The 19,683-nt window shown below is 68.2% G+C and carries 14 protein-coding genes; 10 read left to right on the plus strand and 4 right to left on the minus strand.

Features of this window, described 5'->3' with window-relative positions; translation table 11 throughout:
- On the plus strand, positions 1-279 hold a 279-nt coding region (locus BUA29_RS09830; RefSeq protein WP_143148897.1), incomplete at its 5' end, for a transposase.
- A gap of 63 nt (positions 280-342) precedes the next feature.
- Positions 343-2,238 (plus strand): TonB-dependent receptor domain-containing protein, encoded by a 1,896-nt coding sequence (locus BUA29_RS09835; RefSeq protein WP_072756394.1) that lies wholly within the window; start codon positions 343-345, stop codon positions 2,236-2,238.
- A gap of 69 nt (positions 2,239-2,307) precedes the next feature.
- Here the strand turns inward: BUA29_RS09835 and BUA29_RS09840 are convergent, their stop codons facing one another.
- The gene (locus tag BUA29_RS09840; protein ID WP_072756395.1) at positions 2,308-2,844 is read right to left on the minus strand and encodes a Dps family protein; all 537 of its coding nucleotides are present in this window, start codon (positions 2,842-2,844) and stop codon (positions 2,308-2,310) included.
- Between the two features lie 107 nt (positions 2,845-2,951).
- On the opposite strand from BUA29_RS09840, the gene hrpA reads away from it, so the two are divergent.
- From hrpA to BUA29_RS09875, 7 genes are all read left to right on the plus strand, one after another.
- On the plus strand, positions 2,952-6,920 hold the full coding sequence (hrpA, locus tag BUA29_RS09845) for an ATP-dependent RNA helicase HrpA (protein WP_072756396.1): 3,969 nt from the start codon (positions 2,952-2,954) through the stop codon (positions 6,918-6,920).
- Between the two features lie 62 nt (positions 6,921-6,982).
- Positions 6,983-9,148, plus strand: a complete 2,166-nt coding sequence (locus tag BUA29_RS09850) for a bifunctional (p)ppGpp synthetase/guanosine-3',5'-bis(diphosphate) 3'-pyrophosphohydrolase (RefSeq protein ID WP_072756397.1) — start codon at positions 6,983-6,985, stop codon at positions 9,146-9,148.
- Positions 9,145-10,641: a hypothetical protein gene (locus BUA29_RS09855; RefSeq protein ID WP_084602434.1), complete on the plus strand. Its 1,497-nt coding sequence runs from the start codon at positions 9,145-9,147 to the stop codon at positions 10,639-10,641. The genes BUA29_RS09850 and BUA29_RS09855 overlap by 4 nt, the downstream gene beginning before the upstream one ends.
- A gap of 455 nt (positions 10,642-11,096) precedes the next feature.
- The gene (mrcB, locus tag BUA29_RS09860) at positions 11,097-13,565 is read left to right on the plus strand and encodes a penicillin-binding protein 1B (RefSeq protein WP_072756398.1); all 2,469 of its coding nucleotides are present in this window, start codon (positions 11,097-11,099) and stop codon (positions 13,563-13,565) included.
- Positions 13,562-15,535: a DNA repair helicase YoaA gene (yoaA, locus tag BUA29_RS09865; protein ID WP_072756399.1), complete on the plus strand. Its 1,974-nt coding sequence runs from the start codon at positions 13,562-13,564 to the stop codon at positions 15,533-15,535. The genes mrcB and yoaA overlap by 4 nt, the downstream gene beginning before the upstream one ends.
- Positions 15,532-16,221, plus strand: coding sequence for a tRNA (adenosine(37)-N6)-threonylcarbamoyltransferase complex dimerization subunit type 1 TsaB (gene tsaB / locus BUA29_RS09870; protein WP_072756400.1), 690 nt, complete (start codon positions 15,532-15,534; stop codon positions 16,219-16,221). The genes yoaA and tsaB overlap by 4 nt, the downstream gene beginning before the upstream one ends.
- A gap of 92 nt (positions 16,222-16,313) precedes the next feature.
- Positions 16,314-16,799 (plus strand): hypothetical protein, encoded by a 486-nt coding sequence (locus BUA29_RS09875; RefSeq protein WP_143148898.1) that lies wholly within the window; start codon positions 16,314-16,316, stop codon positions 16,797-16,799.
- A 41-nt stretch (positions 16,800-16,840) separates the two neighbouring features.
- Here the strand turns inward: BUA29_RS09875 and BUA29_RS09880 are convergent, their stop codons facing one another.
- A complete protein-coding gene (locus BUA29_RS09880) occupies positions 16,841-17,728 on the minus strand; it encodes a TonB family protein (RefSeq protein WP_072756402.1) in 888 nt (295 codons plus the stop codon).
- A complete protein-coding gene (gshB, locus tag BUA29_RS09885) occupies positions 17,725-18,690 on the minus strand; it encodes a glutathione synthase (RefSeq protein WP_072756403.1) in 966 nt (321 codons plus the stop codon). The genes BUA29_RS09880 and gshB overlap by 4 nt, the downstream gene beginning before the upstream one ends.
- A gap of 140 nt (positions 18,691-18,830) precedes the next feature.
- Between gshB and pilG the strand changes: the two genes are divergently transcribed.
- A complete protein-coding gene (gene pilG, locus BUA29_RS09890) occupies positions 18,831-19,232 on the plus strand; it encodes a twitching motility response regulator PilG (protein ID WP_072756404.1) in 402 nt (133 codons plus the stop codon).
- A gap of 129 nt (positions 19,233-19,361) precedes the next feature.
- Here pilG and BUA29_RS09900 read toward each other — a convergent pair.
- Positions 19,362-19,683 (minus strand): transposase (locus BUA29_RS09900; protein ID WP_143148899.1); only part of this gene is annotated, 322 nt, incomplete at its 5' end.

Consider the following 19,683-nt stretch of genomic DNA (forward strand, 5'->3'; position numbering starts at 1 on the left):
GACATGCTCAAGCACTGGTGCACCTGCGTCATGCGTTCCAAGGTCGAACCCATGAAGGAGGTCGCCGCCATGGTCCGTCGCCACCTCGAGGGCATCGTCGCCTGGGCCCAGACCCGCCAGACCAACGGCTTCCTCGAAGCGCTCAACGGCCTGTTCCAGGCCGCCAAGCGCCGCGCTCGCGGCTTCACCCGCTTCACCACTATCAGAACCGTCATCTTCCTGATCGCCGGCAAGCTCGACTTCGCAGTGATCAACCCTCATGCCCGGCAACCCACTTGAAATTCAACAGGGCCGTTTTATAACTACGCCCCAATCAATTACTACCAGCGTCCGGAAAACCGGGTGAACTTCGGCGCCTCGCTGAAGTATGAGATCAACGAACACGTCCGCCCGTTCCTGGACGTGATGTTCACCAACCGCTCCAACTCGACCCAGATTGCCGAATCGGGCACGTTCTTCGGTCAAACGCTGAACCTCGATTGCAACGATCCGCTGGTGGGCACCATGTGCTCGGACCTCGGTCTGACCGGCCCGCTGACGGTGCTGGTGGGCAAGCGTAACGTCGAGGGTGGCCCGCGCTACTTCGATACCAAGGACAACTCCTATCGCGCCGTGTTTGGTGTGGAAGGCAGCATCAACGATGTCTGGTCCTACAACGTGGCGGGGATTCTGGGCCGGACCGACAGCTCGACGACCGGTATCAACGACCTGCTGTCTGATCGTGTGCAGGCGGCACTGTTGGGTTGCCCGCCGGGCTCCTTCGCGGGCTGCATTCCCTACAACGTGTGGGTGCCCAACGGGGTGACCAAAGCGGCAGCGGATGCGCTTGCCGGCACCAGCATGACCAATACCACCACCAAGCTGACCAGCATCAATGGTTATGTGAGCGGCAACCTGGGCATTGGTCTGCCCAGCGCCGGTGGCGAACCGGTTTCGCTGGTGGCAGGTGCCGAATGGCGCAAGGAGCAGTACAGCTTCATTGCCGACTCCAACACCCAGGCGGGGAACTTCACCGGTTCAGGTGGTCCGTCGCTGCCGCTGTCGGGTTCCACCGAGGTCAAGGAGCTGTACCTCGAGTCTGCTGTGCCGCTGCTGAAGGACTATGGCGTCATCAATAACCTGAACCTGGATCTGGGTTACCGCTATTCGGACTACAAGCTGTCCGGCAGCACCAATACCTATAAGCTCGGGTTTGGTATGCAGATGATGGACAACTACCGCATCCGCGGTGGTTACAACCGCGCCATCCGCGCCCCCAACATCAGCGAGCTGTTCTCGCTGCAACAGATCGCGTTGTGGGATGGTTCTGATCCCTGTGCCGGGCCGACCCCGGAGTTCACTGCGGCCCAGTGCGCCAATACCGGCGTGACACCGGCCCAGTACGGCAATATCACCGATAGTCCGGCCGGTCAGTACAACCAGTTCGTTGGCGGTAACCAGAACCTCAAGCCGGAGCAGGCCGACACCTACACCTTCGGCTTCGCGGCGACCCCGATCAAGGATCTGGAGGTCGCGGCGGACTACTACGACATCCGGCTGAAGGATCGGATTGGCACCATCGGTGCCAGCACCATCCTGCGGCTCTGCGGCCAGACCGGGAGTGCCGCGCTGTGCAGCCTGGTGCACCGTCGTCCGGGGTCCGGTGATCTGTGGATTGGAAGTGACCCGAGCACCTCGGGTTACGTGACCAACCTGACCCAGAACTTTGGCAAGCTGCGGGTGCGCGGGATCGACCTGAATGCCCGTTACAGCTGGGATATGTTCGGTGGTCGGGCCACGGCCTCGCTGGTGGGGACCCGTTCGCTGCAGTACAAGGTCGAGCCGCTGCCGGGCGTGAACGATGCCGCAGCTTACGACTGCAACGGGCTGATCAACGAGTCCTGCCAGAATCCGAAGTGGCGCCACATCGCCAACATGCGTTACTCGCGTGACTGGTGGAGCGTGAACCTGCGCTGGCGTTATTACGGTTCGATGGACTATCGCAAGACCGATGGCACCCCGGGAACCACGGATCAGTTGGTGGTGGCGCGCGGCAACCGCCTGCCGTCCTACAACTGGTTTGACCTGTCCGGGACCTTCCAGGTGGGTCAGTTGGTCGAGCTCACCGTGGGCGTGAACAACATTGCTGACAAGGAACCGCCGATCACCGGCAATACTCTGGTCAGCAATGCCAACTCGCCGGGCGGGTATGACCAGGCGGGCCGCTTCTTCTTCACCAGCATGACGCTGCGCTTCTAACAGCCGATTGCCAGTGAAGCGGCACTCACGGCGGGCCTTCGGGCCCGCCGTTTTTGTAATTGCCCGCGCTCACTCCAGCAGCGCGCGCAGCATCCAGGCGTACTTTTCGTGGGTTTGCAGGCGCTGGGTCAACAGATCCACCGTGGGGTCGTCGCCAGCCTTGTCGGCCAGCTTCAGTACCCGGCGGGCAGTGCGGCAGACGGCTTCGTTGCCATCCACCAGCTGCGCCACCATGTCATGCCAGGCCGGCGGGGCGATCAGGTCAGGGTCTTCCTTGATCGAGCTGAGCTGGAGGAAGGCGTGATAGGTGCCGGGCGCGTGGTAGCCCAGTGCCCGGATGCGCTCGGCGATGTCGTCGAGTGCGTTCCACTGTTCGGTGTATTGGGTTTCGAACATCAGATGCAGGCTGTTGAACATCGGCCCGCTGACGTTCCAGTGGAAGTTGTGGGTCTTCAGGTACAGGGTGAAGGCGTCGGCAAGGACGTGGCTGAGCCCCTCGGCGATCTTGCGGCGGTCATCGGCGGCGATGCCGATGTCGATGCGCGGGCTGGCGTCGGCATGCGGGGCGATCGTGGCGGCTTTTTTGTCTGCTTTGTGCTTACCCATGGCGGAACTCCTTCTGTGGTCGGCTGTGCGGCGAGGATACATTGCCCTGACAATACGCCAGACATGTGAACGATAGAAATCGCAAATTCCTTGGGCTTTGATAGAAGATGGTGATCGAACGGCACCCGTCACATCCGGCCTCTGCGTTGCGTGCGCCGGAGGCGTTGCGGCAGGCGCGGCGTGCGCTCGACGGCGCGTTGAGCCGTGATCGTGGCCGGTTATTGGGGTTGCTGGGGCGTTGGCAGGCGCGGCCCGACGATGCTGCACGCCGTGAGGCGTTCTACACCGCGCTACAGGCATCGGTGAATGCGCGTGCGCAGCGTGCGGCCACGCTACCGGAGGCAGGCACGGTGGATCCGGCCTTGCCGATCGCGGCCCATGCCGATGCGCTGGTGGCGCTGATCCAGGCGCATCAGGTCGTGGTGGTGGCCGGCGAAACCGGCAGTGGCAAGACCACCCAGTTGCCCCGTCTGTGTCTGCGCGCCGGGCGCGGTGCGGCTGGCCTGATCGGTTGTACCCAGCCGCGGCGGCTGGCGGCGCGGGCGGTGGCGCGGCGGGTGGCCGAGGAGTTGCAGGTGCCGCTGGGCGGGGGGGTGGGCTACCAGGTGCGTTTCAGCGACACCGTGGGTGAGCAGACCGCCATCAAGTTCATGACCGACGGCATCCTGCTGGCGGAAATCCAGGCCGACCGCTGGCTGTCGAAGTACGACACCCTGATCATCGACGAGGCGCACGAGCGCAGCCTCAACATCGACTTTCTGCTGGGGTATCTCAAGCAGCTGCTGCCGCGGCGCCCGGATCTGAAGCTGATCGTCACCTCGGCCACCATCGACACCGCCCGGTTCGCCGCGCATTTCGGCGATGCGCCGGTGGTGCAGGTGGAAGGGCGTGGCTATCCGGTGGAGATTCGTTACCGCCCGCTGGAAGGTGAGGCGGATTGCGATGGCGAACGCACCGTGCTGGATGGGATCGTGGCCGCCTGCGATGAGTTGTTGCGCGAGCCGGCGGGCGGCGATGTGCTGGTCTTTCTGCCGGGTGAGCGGGAAATCCGCGATGCGCACCGGGCGCTGGAGCAGCGCCGCTACCGCCATGTCGAGATCCTGCCGCTGTATGCACGGCTGTCGGCGCGTGACCAGGATCGAGTGTTTCACCCAGGCCCGCAGCGCCGGATCGTGCTGGCGACCAACGTGGCGGAAACCTCGCTGACGGTGCCGCGCATCCATGCCGTGGTCGATCCTGGGCTGGCCCGGGTCAAGCGCTACAGCCCGCGTCAGAAGCTGGACCGGCTGCACGTGGAGCCGATCAGCCAGGCCAGTGCCAATCAGCGGGCTGGCCGCTGCGGACGGACTGCGCCCGGCATCTGCATCCGCTTGTATTCGGAGGCCGAGTTTGCGGCGCGGCCGGTGTATACCGACCCCGAGATCCGGCGCGCCTCCCTGGCCGGGGTGATCCTGCGCATGCTGGCGTTGGGGTTGGGCGAGATCGACCGCTTCCCGTTCCTGGAGCCCCCGGATCCACGGGCGATCGCCGATGGCTGGCAGCAACTGAGCGAGCTGGGGGCCATCGATGGCCAGCGTCGGCTGACGCCGATCGGCAAGGTGATGGCGAAGCTGCCGGTGGACGTGAAACTGGCCCGCATGCTGGTGGCGGCGCAGGCGCACGGGGTGCTGGCCGATATGCTGGTGATCGCCAGTTTTCTCGGGATCCAGGATCCGCGGGAGCGCCCGGCGGATGCGCGCGGCGCCGCTGATGCCGCCCATGCGGTGTTTGCCGACCCCAAGTCCGAGTTCATTGGCATCCTCAAGCTGTGGCAGGCCTACCACGCCGCGCACGAGGCGCTGACCCAGTCGCAGCTGCGCAAATGGGCCGAGCGGCACTACCTGGGATTTTTGCGGCTGCGCGAATGGTGGGAACTGCATCGCCAGCTCAAACTGCAATGCCAGGAACTGGGCTGGGAGTGCGAGACGGCCACGGTGCTGGCTGGCTCTGACACGGCCTCAGTCGATGACAAGCCCCGTGCGCAAACGGCGCATGCCCCGTATGCGCGGCTGCATCGCGCCCTGATTGCCGGCCTTCCGACCCAGATCGGCCACCGCAGTGACCGCGGCCTGTACGAAGGCCCGCGCGGCCGTAAGTTCCAGCTGTTCCCTGGTTCCAAACTGGCCAGCCGGCCACCGCCGTGGGTGCTGTCGGCCACCCTGCTGGATACCGAGAAAGTCTGGGCCATCACCAATGCCGCCATCGAGCCGGAGTGGGTGATCGCCGAGCTGCCGCATTTGCTGGCGCGGCGACCGCATGATCCGCACTGGTCGCGCCGGCAGGGGCGGGTGGTGGGCAGCGAGCAGATCAGCCTGTTCGGGCTGGTGCTGGCGCCCAAGCGACCGATTCACTACGGCGCGCTGTTCCCCGAGGAAAGCCGGGAGATTTTCGTGCGCGATGCCTTGGTGACCGGCGAGATCGACACCCGCTGCGGTTTTCTCGCCCGCAACCTGCGCACCCTCGCCCAGGCGCGCGAGGAAGAAGCCAAGCAGCGCCGGGTCGGGCTGGTGGTGGACGAGGACTGGCAGGCGCGGTGGTACCTGGACCGGCTGCCACCGCACGTCCACAACACCCAGGCGCTGGAGGCCTGGTACAAGACATTGACGCCCGAGCAGCGGGCAGCCCTGGAGTGGACGCGCGAAGACCTGCTGGTGGCCGACCAGAGCGATGCCGCACGCTTCCCCGCCTATCTGCCGCTGGGCGATACCCGGCTGGCGGTGCGTTACCGCTTCGCGCCCGGCGAGCCGGACGACGGCATGACGATCCGGGTGCCGCTGCACTTGCTCGGGGCGCTGGATCCGGCCCGGCTGTCCTGGCTGGCGCCGGGGTTCGTCGAGGAAAAGGCGGCGGCGCTGATCCGCAGCCTGCCCAAATCGCTGCGGCGCAACTTCGTGCCCGTGCCGGAGTTTGCCCGTGCCTTCGCCGAAGCCTATCCGGATGCCCAGGCCGACAGCCTGGAAGGCACCCTGGCCCGGTTTCTGCACAACCTGACGGGCGTGGAGATCGATGCCACTGCATTCGATCTTGCCGCCCTGCCGGTGCATCTGCAGGCCAATCTGCAGCTGGTCGAGGGGCAGACGGTCCTGGCCGAATCACGCGATCTGGACGATCTGCGCGCCCGCTTCGGCGCCCGTGCGGCGGCAGCCTTCGCACAGAAGGCTGCACAGGGCCTGGCACGCAGCGGGTTGACCACCTTTCCGGACACGCCTGTGCCGGTATCGGTGCCGGGCGCGGGCGGGGTGCCGGCCTATCCGGCGCTGGAAGATCGCGGCGACAGCGTGGCGCTGGTGCTGCATGCCCAGCGCGAGACCGCCGAGCGCAGCCATGCCAAAGGCGTGCGCCGGCTGTTGCTGCTGGCGCTTGCCGACCGCAGGAAACAGGCCCTCAAGCAGTTGCCGGTTCAGCCCAAACTGGCCTTGCTGTACGCCGCACTGGGTGCGCCGGCGCGCGACGGGCAGGCGCAGACCGATCATCTGCGCGCCGATCTGGTCGATGGCGCGCTGTCGGCACTGACCGCAGAGGGCTTGGCCGAGGTGCGCGATGCCCACGCCTTCGAGCAGCGCCGTGACGCCATCGGCAAGGCCCTGTTCGCTGAAGCGATGACCCGGCTGCGCCAGGCGGAAACCATCCTGGCGCAGGTGGCCGAGGTGCGCGCCCGGCTGGAGCAGCCGTTGCTGGGCTGGGCACGCGCCAATCTTGACGACATGCGCGCCCAGCTGGAGGCGTTGGTGCCACCGGGATTCCTGCGCAGCGTTCCCGCCTCCGCATTGGCCGAATACCCACGCTATCTCAAGGCGCTGGCGCTGCGAGCCGAGCGTGGCCTGCGCGATCCCTTGCGTGACCAGCAACGAATGCTGACGCTGGCTCCCTTCCAGCGTGCGCTGGCCGAGGCCGATCCGGACGATCCGAATGCCCAGGCCCTGCGCTGGGAACTGGAAGAACTGCGGGTGCAGCTGTTCGCGCAGGAACTGGGCGTGAAAGGCGCGATTTCGCCCAAGCGGCTGGCGGCGCGGGTGGAGATGCTGCGTCGCCAGTGAGCGATGGTGAGCGCAGCAAGCCCCCGCTGGTCTGCGCCGAGCGTGCTCGCTACTGTAGGCGCATGTCGAGTGCTGCCATTCCATCGTTGACACCTGCCGAGGTGCTGTCCCGCGTGCCGGCCGATGCCTTGCCGGCGCCGTTGGCGACCCTGTGGCAGCAGCAGGCGCAGGCAGGCGCACCGCTGCGTGACCGGCTGGAGGTGCTGGCCGATACCTTGTCCATTCTTGGGCGGCTGAATGTCGATGCCGAGGTGCTGGCCGCCACCCTGCTGGATGCGCTGGTGGACGTACAGACCGCCGTGGCGAAGGCCGGCATCGTCCTGCCCGAGCGGCTGCAGGTATTGCTGGAAGGCCAGCGCGCCGCCAGCCGGGTCTGGGCATTGCACCGCGATCATGGCGGCGGACGGAATCCGGAAGGAATGCGCCGGCTGCTGCTGGCGCTGGTGCGGGACCTGCGGGTGGTGCTGATCGTGCTGGCGCGCCAGCTGGCCCGCATGCGCGATGCCGGGCGCTTGCCGCTGGCCGAGCAGCAGGCGCTGGCGAAGATGACCCGCGACATTCACGCGCCGCTGGCCAACCGGCTGGGCATCTGGCAGCTCAAATGGGAGCTGGAGGATCTGGCGTTCCGCATCCTGCAGCCGGACGACTACCAGCGCATCGCCCGGTCGCTGGACGACAACCGCAGCGGCCGCGAACGCTACATCGAGGCGGTCATCGCCCAGCTGCGGCAGGCGCTGGCCGGGCATGGCATCCACGCCGATGTCGCCGGGCGGCCCAAGCACATCTACAGCATCTGGCGGAAGATGCAGCGCAAGGGGCTGCCGATCGAGGAGTTGTACGACCTGCGCGCGGTACGCGTGCTGGTCGAGGACATTCCGGCCTGCTACGCGGTGCTGGGGCTGGTGCATGCCTTGTGGGTGCCGATCCCCAGTGAGTTCGACGACTACATCGCCCGGCCCAAGCCGAACGGTTACCGCTCACTGCACACGGCCGTGATCGGGCCGCAGGGCAAGACCCTGGAGGTGCAGATCCGCACCCGCGAGATGCACGCCCAGTCGGAGCTGGGCGTGGCCGCGCACTGGCGCTACAAGGAAGGCGGCCAGGGCGGCGGTGCGGCAATGGATCGGCGTATCGCCTGGATGCGCAAGCTGCTGGAGCAGGCCGCCGAGGCGGCTGGCGAAGGCGAGTCCAGCCCGCTCCAAGGCCTGGACAGCGAGCTGACCGAAGACCGGGTCTATGCGCTGACCCCCAAGGGCGAGGTGGTGGATCTGCCGCAGGGAGCCACCGTGCTCGATTTCGCCTATGCCATCCACACCATTGTCGGGCACCGTTGCCGGGGCGCCAAGGTGGACGGCCGGATCGTGCCGCTGACCCATGTGCTCAAGACCGGCGAACGGGTGGAGATCCTCACCGGCAAGACCGCCGAACCGCGCCGCGACTGGTTGTTGCCATCCGCCGGGTTCCTGGCCAGCAGCCGCTCGCGCGAGAAGGTGCGGGCCTGGTTCAACAAGCTCGACCGCGCCCACAACCTGCAGGAAGGCCGCGCCCTGCTGGAGCGCGACCTGCGCCGCCTGGGGCTGTTGCACGCCGATCTGACCCCGGTGCTGCCCAAGTTCAACGTCCAGACCGTCGATGACCTGCTGGTGGCGGTGGCGTTGGGCGATGTCACTCCGGCGCAGGTCGGGCGTGCCCTGCAGGATCTGGAACGGCCACCGGCACCGCCAGCCGAACCGGCTGTTGCGGCGCCACCGCCACGACCGGCGGCGCCACCTGCGACCGGGGCCGGGGTGGTCACCGTGCAAGGCGTGGACAACCTGCTGGTGCAGTTGGCCCGCTGTTGTCAGCCGCTGCCGGGTGAGCCGATCGTCGGCTATCTCACCCGCACACGCGGGGTCAGCGTGCACCGTCCGGACTGCCCGGCATTTCTTCGGCTGGCCGGGCGCGAGCCGGCCCGGGTGCTGCCGGTCGAATGGGGGCGTGCGCACGTCGCGCAGGATGTGGCGCTGCTGATCGAGGCGGTGGACCGCAAGTGGCTGCTGAAGGACATCACCACCCTGCTGGCCCAGCTCGGGGTGCATCTGATTGCGCTCAACACCGAGCCGGTCAGGCAGGGTAGCGGCCGGGTGCGGATCCGCGGGCAGGTGCGGGTGGCGGATTTCGAGCAGTTTGGCTTGCTGCTGGCGCGGCTGGAGTCGCTGCCTGGTGTGGAGTCGGCACGCCGGGCATGAGCAGGCCGTTGCCGGGTACGAGGCTGTCAGGCTGGCGCGACCGCTGGCGGCGCCTGCCAGCCCGGGCGCGCCGGGCCTGGCTTGGGCTGGCCGGGATTGCCCTGATCCTGGCCCTGCTGGTGATCCTGCGTGAGCCATTGGGCCGCTGGTTGTGGCCGGACCCGCGCTATGAGGCCCTGCGCCAGCGCGGCGAGCAGGCGTTGCAGGACGGGCAGCTGGAGCGTGCGCGAGCGCTGTTTGAGGCGGCCCTGGCCCTGCAGCCGGATCAGCTGGCGGCGCGCGAGGGGCTGGATCGGGTGGCGCAGGCGGCGCTGGCGCGTGCCCGCAACCGGCTCGACGCCGGCGACGTCAACGCGGCCGAGGCGGCGTTGCAGTTGGCGCGGGCATTGCAGGCACCAGCGCTGGCGCTGAACCCGTTGCAGGCGCGGCTGCAGGCCATGCAGCAGTCAGAATCGCTGCGCACGCTGCTGGCGCGTGCCGCCCAGGCCCTGGCCGCAGGGCATCTGGACGATGGCCCGGAGGCGGCCCTGCCGCTGTACGCGCAGGTGCTCGAGCGGGATCCGCGCAGCCAGCATGCCCTGGAGGGACGCGAGGACGCACTGACCGAGCTGTTGCGCCCGGCACCGGCGGCGCTGGCGCGCGGCGATCTGGCCGAGGTGGCGGCGCTGATCCGCCGGGCCGAACGGTTCGACCCAGGCTTTGCTGCACTGCCAGCACTGCATGCGCAGTTTTCGCGTGCGGTCGAACGCCGGCTGGAGCAGGCGCGCACGCAGCTGGCCCGTGATCGGCTGGCGGTGGCGGCGCGTCATTGCGCTGGGTTGCGCGCAGCATTGCCGGCGCCGCTGCCGGAGCCATGTACCCATGCGCTCGAGCAAGCCCTGCTGCACGCCAGCCGGCAGGCGATTGCCCAAGGGCGCCGGCAGATGGCCGAACACTGGCTGGCCCTGGCGGCCGAGGTCGGGGTGGCGGAGGATCGTCTGCAGCCGTTACGGCAGGCGCTGGCCACCCAGCGGCCGCCAACCCCGGCGGCATTGAGCCCGGCGGCCCGGGCCCGGTTGCACCGGCTGTTGCGGGATGCGGCGCAGGCGCAGGCGCGTGGGCACTGGTTGACGCCACCCGGCCGCAGCGCCTGGGACCTGCTCCAGCAGGCGCGCGCGCTGGCGCCGGCGGCGGCCGAGGTTCGCGCAGCGGCGCAACGGCTGCAGACACAGGCCAAGACCTGTCATGCCGAAGCCCTGCGCGACAACGACTTGGGCCGGGCGCGGGTGTGTCTGGATCTCTGGCAGCAGCTGGCGCCTACCGACCCGGCGCTGGTGTCGGCCCGGCGCCGGCTGGCAGCGCGCTGGCTGGAAATCGGTGATGAACGCTTGCGCGGCGGCGATGTGGCGGGCGCCCGGCAGGCGCTGGAACGGGCCCGGCAGGCGGATGCCGACGTGCCCGGGATCGACGCTCTGGCGCAACGGCTGCAGCGGCTGCCGCAAGCGCTGAAGTAAGCCGCCCGGACATGTGTCGGGCCTCATGTGGGCTTCCGGCCTGGATTTGTCTTTCAGTCCAGCAGCAGACGACGGAGGGTCGGTCTGGCCGCGTCCACCGAGAAATGTCGCAGCAGGTGTGCCCGGCCCTGCGCGCGGATGCTCCGAGGTTGGCAGGGAGAACGGCGCAAATGGCGCAGGCGGCGGCAGCCAGACGCTTGGCATCGGCAGTGGGCTGCCCTGCAGATGCTGGCGCAGGCGCTGCCAGGTGCCGGCAAGCCCGCGCGTGCGCAGGCTGAGCCAGCCGCGCCGGGCCAGCCCGAGCGTGCGCAGCAGCTGGAAATGCGCCTCGGTGGGCAAACGCATGCGGCAACTCCGGGAGACACCGCCGCACCAGGTCACTGCCGATCGCGGCGGCTGGGGTAGACTGCAGAACCAACGTTCATTGTCGCATCCGGCGATCTTTCCAACTGTCCATGCCACGCATCCAAGACGACGAAGCCGACGACCTCCACGACGACGATGGCGGCGAGGGCAGCGGGCAAGGCGGTGCCTGGCGGGTGCTGCTGCGTGCTGCACTGGTGGCGCTGGCGCTGCTGCTGGGGTTCTTGATCCCGTATCTGATCTACCTCGACCATCAGGTCACCGAGCGCTTTGGCAAGCTGCGCTGGCAGGTTCCAACCCGCGTCTATGCGCGCCCGCTGGTGCTACGGCCGGGCATGGCGCTGGATGCGCCGACCCTGCAGTACGAGCTCAACGCCGCTGCCTACCGTCCCGATCCCAGCCTGCGCCCAGGCGGTTATGTCCACGTGGGCGAGCGTTGGCGGATCGCCAGCCGGGGCTATGCCGACGTGGACGGGCGGGTGCCGCCGTCGCGCATCGAGGCGGTGCTTTCCGGCGGACAGGTGGTTGCCTTGCGCGATCTGAGCAGCGGGCACGCCCTGCGCAGCGCCCGCCTGGACCCGGCGCGGATCGCCACCCTGTACGGGCAGAGCCAGGAAGAGCGTCGGCTGGTGAGGCTGGAGGAAGTGCCCGAGCTTTTGATCACCGGCTTGCAGGCGGTGGAAGACCGCGACTTCAATCACCACATCGGCATCGATGTCAGCGGCATGCTGCGGGCGGCGCTGGTCAATGTCACATCCGGTGACACCCGCCAAGGTGGCAGCACCCTGACCCAGCAGCTGGCGCGCAGCGGCCTGCTGGGCATCGGCAAGGAACAGACCTTCAGCCGCAAGTTCAAGGAGATTCTGTTCGCCTTGCTGCTGGAGGCGCACTACGACAAGCGCACCATCCTGGAGGCCTACCTCAATCAGGTCGATCTCGGACAGCGTGGGGCGCAGTCGATCCGTGGCGTGGCCGCCGCTGCCGAGTTCTGGTTCGGGCGCGATCTCAAGGATCTGTCCACCGAGCAGATCGCCCTGTTGATCGGCATGGTCAAGGGGCCGTCCTGGTACAACCCGCGGCGCAACCCCGAGCGCGCCCTGCAGCGGCGCAACGTCGTGCTGGAACAGATGTGGCAGACCGGGCTGATCAGCGCAGCCGAGTACCAGCGCGCCCGGCAGGCACCGCTGGGGGTGACGGCCAGCGCCGGCAACCTCGCCGCCAACCGCTATCCGGCCTATGTGGATCTGGTGCGCAAGCAGCTGGCGCGCGACTATCCGGCCGATTCCATCTCCGGGGCCGGCCTGACCGTGATGACCGGCATGGCGCCGTCGGCGCAACGGGCGGCGGAGCAGGCGGTGGCGGGCACGCTCGATGCCCTGCAAACCCGCAATCGGCCGCCGCTTCAGGTCGGGCTGGTGATGACCGATGCCCACAATGGCGACGTGCTGGCGGTGGTCGGCAGTCGTGATTACACCGAGCCGGGTTTCAACCGCGCCATCGATGCCCGCCGGCCGGTGGGCTCGCTGCTCAAGCCATTCGTCTATCTGCTGGCGCTGGCGCAGCCCGAGCGTTGGTCGCTGGCCAGCACGATCAGCGATGCCCCGGTGACCGTCGGGCTGGGCGGTGGCCGGCAATGGACCCCAAGCAACTCCGACGGGCGCAGCCATGGTGAGGTCACCCTGCTGGACGCGCTTGCGCAAAGCTACAACCAGGCCACCGTGCGGCTGGGCATGCAGGTGGGGCTGCCGCGACTGGCCGGGCTGCTGCACACGCTGGCCGGGATCGAGGCCGAACCGCAGCCGTCGCTGCTGCTCGGGGCGATTGACCAGAGCCCGTATGCGATGGCCCAGCTTTATCAGTTCCTCGCCGCCGAGGGGCAGGTTCAGCCCCTACATGCGGTGCGAGGGGTACTGGATGCCAAGGGGCGTCCGCTCAAGCGCTACGACAAACCGGCCCCGCCGGCACAGCCAGGAGATGCGGTGGCGGCACGCCTGACCGGTCACGCCCTGCAGGCCGTGGTCACCAGCGGCACCGCCCGTGCCTTGCTGGCGCAGGGGTTGGGTGGCCTGTCGCCAGCCGGCAAGACCGGCACCAGCAATGACAGCCGGGACAGTTGGTTTGCGGGTTACACCGGCGATCACCTGCTGGTGGTCTGGGTGGGCAACGACCAGAACCTGCCGACCGGGTTGTACGGCGCGACCGGTGGCATGCGGGTCTGGGCGGACACATTCCGGCGCCTGCCCAGCGCGCCATTGCGGCTATCCGATGCCGGGATCGAGTGGCGTTGGGTGCTGGACGGGCTGAGCACCGATCCCGAGTGCCCCGGCGCGCGTCGCTTCCCGTTCGTGGCGGGCTATGCACCTGCGTATCAGCCGTGTCCCAGCCCGCCGGCAGTGTTGGACGAGTTCGGCAATCCGGTGCCGCCAGTCGAAGAGGGCGGGTTGCTGCAGCGGGCCGGGGAGGCGATTCGCCGCTTCTTCGGCGGCGATGATTCGGGTAAAGCTGTGCCGGCACCGGCAGCGCCGCCGCCCCCACCGGCCCCGACCCGGCCACTGCCGTGACTGCCACGTCGTCGTCACTGGCCCACGCAGCCGTTGCAGCGTTGGGGCCGCAGGCCGCCCTGGCCGATGCATTGCCCGGGTTCCGGCCGCGGCCGGCGCAGCAACGGTTGGCCGCAGCGGTGGCTGAGGCGCTGGAAGCGCGCTCGGTGCTGCTGGCCGAAGCCGGCACCGGCACGGGCAAAACCTTTGCGTATCTGGTGCCGGCACTGCTGTCCGGGCGCAAGACCATCATCTCCACCGGTACCCGGGCCCTGCAGGATCAGCTGTATCAGCGCGATCTGCCGCGGGTGCGGCAGGCGCTGGGCGTCGGCCTGAAGACCGCGTTGCTCAAAGGGCGCGCCAACTACCTGTGTCGCTACCGGCTGGAGCAGGCCAAGGGCGAGCCGCGCCTGACCAGCCGCGAGCAGGTGGCGCAGTTCCAGCGTGTGGTGGCCTGGAGCGGGCGTACCCGCAGCGGTGATCTGGCCGAGCTGGACGGCCTGCCGGAGGATTCGCCGATCCTGCCGCTGGTCACCTCCACTGTCGACAACTGCCTCGGCGGTGAGTGCCCGTTCTGGGAGGACTGCTTCGTGGTGCAGGCGCGCCAGCGGGCGCAGGCCGCCGATCTGGTGGTGGTCAATCATCATCTGCTGCTGGCCGATCTGGCGCTGCGTCAGGAAGGCTTCGGCGAAATCCTGCCGGGGGCGCAGGCGTTCATCATCGACGAGGCGCACCAGTTGCCCGAGTTGGCGTCTCAGTTCTTCGGCGAAGGCTTGGGCGCACGTGCGCTGGTCGAACTGGCCCGGGACGCGGTCGCCGAATGCGCGAACGTGCCGGGGACGCTGGCGGCCGTGCAGGCACCGGCGCGCCAGCTGGATGCCGCCACCCGGGCCCTGCGTGAGGCGATGGAGGGGCTGCCAGTACGCGGCACGGTCGGACAGGCGCTGGCCCTGCCGGCAGTGGCTGCAGGTCTGGCCGCGCTGGAGGCAGCCCTAAAGGCGCTGGCAGACGCCTTGCAACCGCTGGCCGAGGCCGCCGCCGGGCTCGATGCCTGCCATGCCCGTGCCCGCCAGCAGCACGCCGTCCTGCTGCGTTGGCAAGGGCTGGCTGGGGCGGGGGAGGAGGCGTCTGATGCAGGCGGTGTCGATCAGGCGGTGCGTTGGTATGAGCTGTCGCCACGCGGGTTCCGCCTGCAGCGCACCCCGCTCGATGTCGCCGGGCCCTTGCGGGCACACCGCGAGCAGTCGCACGCCGCCTGGGTGTTCACCTCGGCGACATTGGCGGTGGACGGGCACTTCGATCACATCCGCCAGCGGCTGGGCATCGAGACCGCCGAGGAGCTGATCGAGGCCAGCCCGTTCGACTGGGCGCGGCAGGCGCTGTGCTACCTGCCACCGGGGCTGCCGGCCCCGGCCGCGCGCGACTACGGCCAGGCCGTGCTGGCGGCGGTGCGGCCGGTGCTGGAGGCCTCCGGTGGCCGCGCGTTTTTGCTGTTTGCCTCGCATCGGGCCCTGCGCGAGGCGGCCGAGGCGCTGGCCGGCGGGCCGTGGCCGCTGTTCGTGCAGGGCAGCGCACCGCGGCATGAGCTGCTGGAGCGCTTCCGTGCCTCCGGCAACGGCGTCCTGCTGGGGACTGCCAGCTTCCGTGAAGGCGTGGACGTGGCGGGCGAAGCGCTGAGCGTGGTGGTGATCGACAAACTGCCGTTTGCCGCGCCGGATGATCCGGTCTTGCAGGCGCGGCTGGAGGCAGTGCGGCGCGCTGGCGGGCGACCATTTTTCGACGAACAGATCCCGCAGGCGGTGATCGCGCTCAAGCAGGGGGTTGGTCGGTTGATTCGCACCGAAAGTGACCGCGGGGTGCTGGTGCTGTGCGATCCGCGCCTGCTCAGCCGGGCCTATGGGCGGATCTTCCTGGATTCGTTGCCGCCGCTGCCGAAAACCCGCGCACTGGAACAGGTGCGGGCGTTCTTCGCCGATAATCCCGACCCATGAAACTGCTGGCGCTGGAAACCGCCACCGAGGCCTGCTCGGTGGCTTTGTATGTCGATGGTGCAATCCGCGAGACGTTCGCGGTGGCGCCGCGTCAGCATGCCGGGCTGGTGCTGCCCTGGGCGGATGCGCTGCTGGCCGAGGCCGGGATCACCCGGCGTCAGCTGGATGCCATCGCGCTCGGGCGTGGGCCGGGCGCCTTTACCGGGGTGCGGTTGGCCGCGTCGATCGCCCAAGGCATCGCGCTGGCACTGGATCTGCCGCTACTACCGGTGTCCACCCTGGCAGCATTAGCCTGGCAGGGCGATGGGCCGCGTCGGCTGGCTGCCATCGACGCCCGCATGGGCGAGGTCTATCTGGGCGCGTTTGCGGCGGATTCTGACGGGCTGGTGCCACTCGCACCTGAGGTCGTATTGCCACCGGCGCAGGCACAGCTGCCAGCGGGGGATGGCAGTTGGGTGGCGCTGGGTACCGGCTTTGCGGCCGGCCAGGGCGTCCTCGTGCAACGCTGGGCAGGCCGTCTGCGCCAGGTGGATGCCGCCGCCTTGCCGCATGCCGCCGATGTCGCCCGACTGGCGGCACCGGCGCTGGCGCGCGGCGAGGGGATCGCCCCGGAACGGCTGGAGCCGGCCTATCTGCGCAACGACGTGGCGCTCACCCTGGCCCAGCAGCAGGCCCGGCGCGGTTGATCAATGCGCTCCCGAATGGTATTGGATCAGATGCAATGGCCTGCATCTTGCAGGATTCATCGCATCTGGTTGCGCTTACAAAAGGGGGACGCATGAGGAGTGCATGTCTGCTCGGCATGGTGGCGGTCGTGACCACCGGTGCGGTGTGGGCCGGGGACGTCATGTACAAGGGGCGCACGGTCGTGGTCGGTGACCAAGAGGGCGGCCCGATCGAGCGGGTGGAAGGCACCCGCTACGTGGTGCCGGGTAGCCCGGATGCGCTGCTGGCCAAAGCCCAGGGCTGCCTGGCCGGATTGGACGGCGCCAGCGATGTGGCGGCGGATCCGGTGCAGGGCCGCATCGAGGCGCAATTGCTGTCAGGGTTCCGCGCCAGTTTCGCCAACCAGACGCTGCGCAGCCGGCTGCGGCTGGAGGTGGGCGAGGATTCGTTCCAGCTCACCGACAGCGGCCTGGAACTGGCCCGCTCCGAGGAAGAAGGGTTTCGCCCGTTGCTGCAGTCTGGCATGCCCTGGGAAAAGGCACTGGACGCGCTCATCAAGCACGAAGACGCCCTGGTAGATTGCATGTACCGGCGCTGAGCCAGGCTGACACGTCCCGGCGCGACGTGTTGCGGGGTTCTTCATTGATCCACCAGTGTTCCGCCCGGCAGGAATTGCCAGGTGCGGGTGACGTGCAGAATGTCCGGGTCTTCGGCGGTCTTGGGCAGTGGCGGGAACGGTTCGGCCAGCTTGACGATGCGTTCGGCGGCGGCGTCCAGCATCGGAATGTGGCTGGAGCGGACGATGCGGATGCTTTCCACGCTGCCATCCCGGCGCACCCCGACGCTGATCACCACCACCCCGCCGATGTGACGCCGGCGGGCCTCGTCCGGATAGTTGAGATTGCCCACCCGCTCCACCCGATCCACCCAGCGGCGCAGGTACTCCGCCCAAGCGTACTCGCGGGTGCTGGCAGAGACGAACTTGCGCTTGGGCCGTTTGGCGTACTCGGTCGAGCGGAGCTGAATCTCTGCCGCCAGTCGAGCCATTTCCATGTCGCGTTCCACCTTGGCCCGATCCAGTGGTAACGGCTCTGGCGTTGCGTGCGGGTGCGGGCGGGGGGTTGGCAGCGGCGGCTCGCCTTGCGTCGATGTCACCACCGGCGTCTGCGCTGGCGGGTGTGGGGCGGGTGCCTGTCGTTGCAGGGGGTGCGGTGCCGGCCCGTCCTGCGCCTGTAACAGCGGCCCGGAGGCGGTGGCGCCGGGGCGGCTGCTGCGGTCGTGTTCGCCACCGCCCTGGTTGTTGGCCTGGGCCAGAAAATCGGCCTGGACGGGCGTGAGCGGGGTCTGCACTCGGGTCTGGATCACGTCCAGGGTCGGCACCAGCGGGGCGTCGTCTTCCACCACGAAGCCAACACCCAGGATGACCAGGGCATGCACCAGCAGCGACAGCACCAGGGTCGCGCGCAGCCGCTCGGCCTCGCCGATGCGGGCAACCGGCGGGTGAGTGGCGGCAGAGGCGGAGGTCATTGCGGGAAGGCAAGTTGCTCGATGCGTTCGAACAGACGCCCGGCGATATTCAGGCCGAACTGGGCGTCCAGCTCGCGGATGCAGGTGGGGCTGGTGACGTTGACTTCGGTCAGATAGTCGCCGATCACGTCCAGCCCGACCAGCAGCATGCCGCGCCGCCGCATCTCCGGGCCCACTTGCGCGGCGATCCAGCGGTCACGCGGGGTCAGCGGGCGGCCTTCGCCGCGACCGCCGGCGGCCAGATTGCCGCGGAATTCGTCGCCCTGCGGGATCCGCGCCAGGCAGTACTCAACCGGCTCGCCATCGATCAGCAGGATGCGCTTGTCGCCGTCTGCGATCTCCGGCAGGTAGCGCTGGGCCAGGGCCAGGTGGCGGCCGCCGGCGGTCAGCGTCTCCAGAATCACGTTCAGGTTTGCTTCGCCGGCGCGGGCGCGGAAGATCGAGCGCCCGCCCATGCCGTCCAGCGGTTTCAGTACCGCCTCGCCGTGGGCCGCCACGAAGGCTTTGAGCGCGGCGGCATCGCGGCTGACCAGGGTCGGTGGACAGCACTGCGGAAACAGCAGTGCCGCCAGTTTCTCGTTGAAATCGCGCAGGCCTTGCGGGTCGTTCACCACCCGTGCGCCCTGGGCCTGCGCCAGGCTCAGGATCTGGGTGTCGTGCAGGTAATCGGCATCCACCGGGGGATCGGTGCGCATCAGCACCACCTGGCCGGAGCCGAACGACAACGTGCTCCAGTCGCCCAGGGTGTAGTGATCGCCTGCCACGTCGCGCACCTGCAGCGGCGCGACGGTGGCGCAAGCGCGCCCGTCCTGGATGGCAAGTCCGCCGGGGCGCACGTAATGCAGCCGATGGCCGCGGCGCTGGGCTTCCAGCAGCAGGGCGAAGGTGGTGTCCTTGGCGATCTTGATGGTGCTGATCGGATCCATCACGACCACCACGTCGAGCGGGGCGAAGTGCGGCATGACAGCCTCGCAGGCGGGGGAGCCGGGATGGTAACAGGTGGGCAGTGTCAGGTTTGGCTTGACAGCGCCCGCGCAGACTTGGATAAAGATGCCAGAGCGCGCCGGTGGCGCGAGGTCAGATCAACGCGCAAGGGGATTCCATGGCGCAGCAGGACAATACAGACGTCACCCTCAAGGGGTTGAGGGTGATGGTGATCGACGATTCCCGAACGATCCGCCGGACGGCGGAGACGTTGCTTGCGCGCGAGGGCTGCGACGTGGTGACCGCCTCCGATGGCTTCGAGGCGCTGGCCAAGATCGCCGACCACAAGCCGCAGATCATCTTCGTCGACATCATGATGCCGCGGCTGGACGGCTATCAGACCTGCGCGCTGATCAAGAACAACCAAAGTTTCAAGAATGTGCCGGTCATCATGCTTTCGTCGAAAGACGGATTGTTCGACAAGGCGCGAGGCCGTATCGTGGGCTCCGAGCAGTACCTGACCAAGCCGTTCACGCGCGAGGAGCTGCTCGGGGCCATCCGTACTTACGTCAATGCCTGACCGGGGGGTAAGGCTTACATGGCACGCATTCTGCTGATCGAGGATTCGCCGACCGAAGCCGCGGTGATGATCCAGTTGCTGGAACGCAACGGGCATCAGGGGCTCAATCGCGATTCCAGTGGAAACGGTTCATGTCTGATGGGGAGCATGGAGCCAAGGGTGACGGGGTAGATGCCTGAGCTTGGCGCACAGCAGGTAGCTGATGGCGATCAGGTTGGCGTCAGTGCGATAGCCCTTGGCGCGGGCCTTGGCGGCCTGGATCTGGGCGTTGAAGGCCTCGACCTGGCCGTTGGACAGGCCGGTGTCGAAATGCCGCAGGATGCCGGTGAGGTGGTCGCGGATGGTGGCACCGAGCTTCTTGAAGGGCGTCAGCCGACACCGTCGTGCCCAAGAGACCCACTTTCGGAGCAGCGGTTCGGCGGTGGGGCGATCCGATGCCATCTCGTAGATG

Source organism: Thermomonas hydrothermalis (assembly GCF_900129205.1).
Classification (GTDB): domain Bacteria; phylum Pseudomonadota; class Gammaproteobacteria; order Xanthomonadales; family Xanthomonadaceae; genus Thermomonas; species Thermomonas hydrothermalis.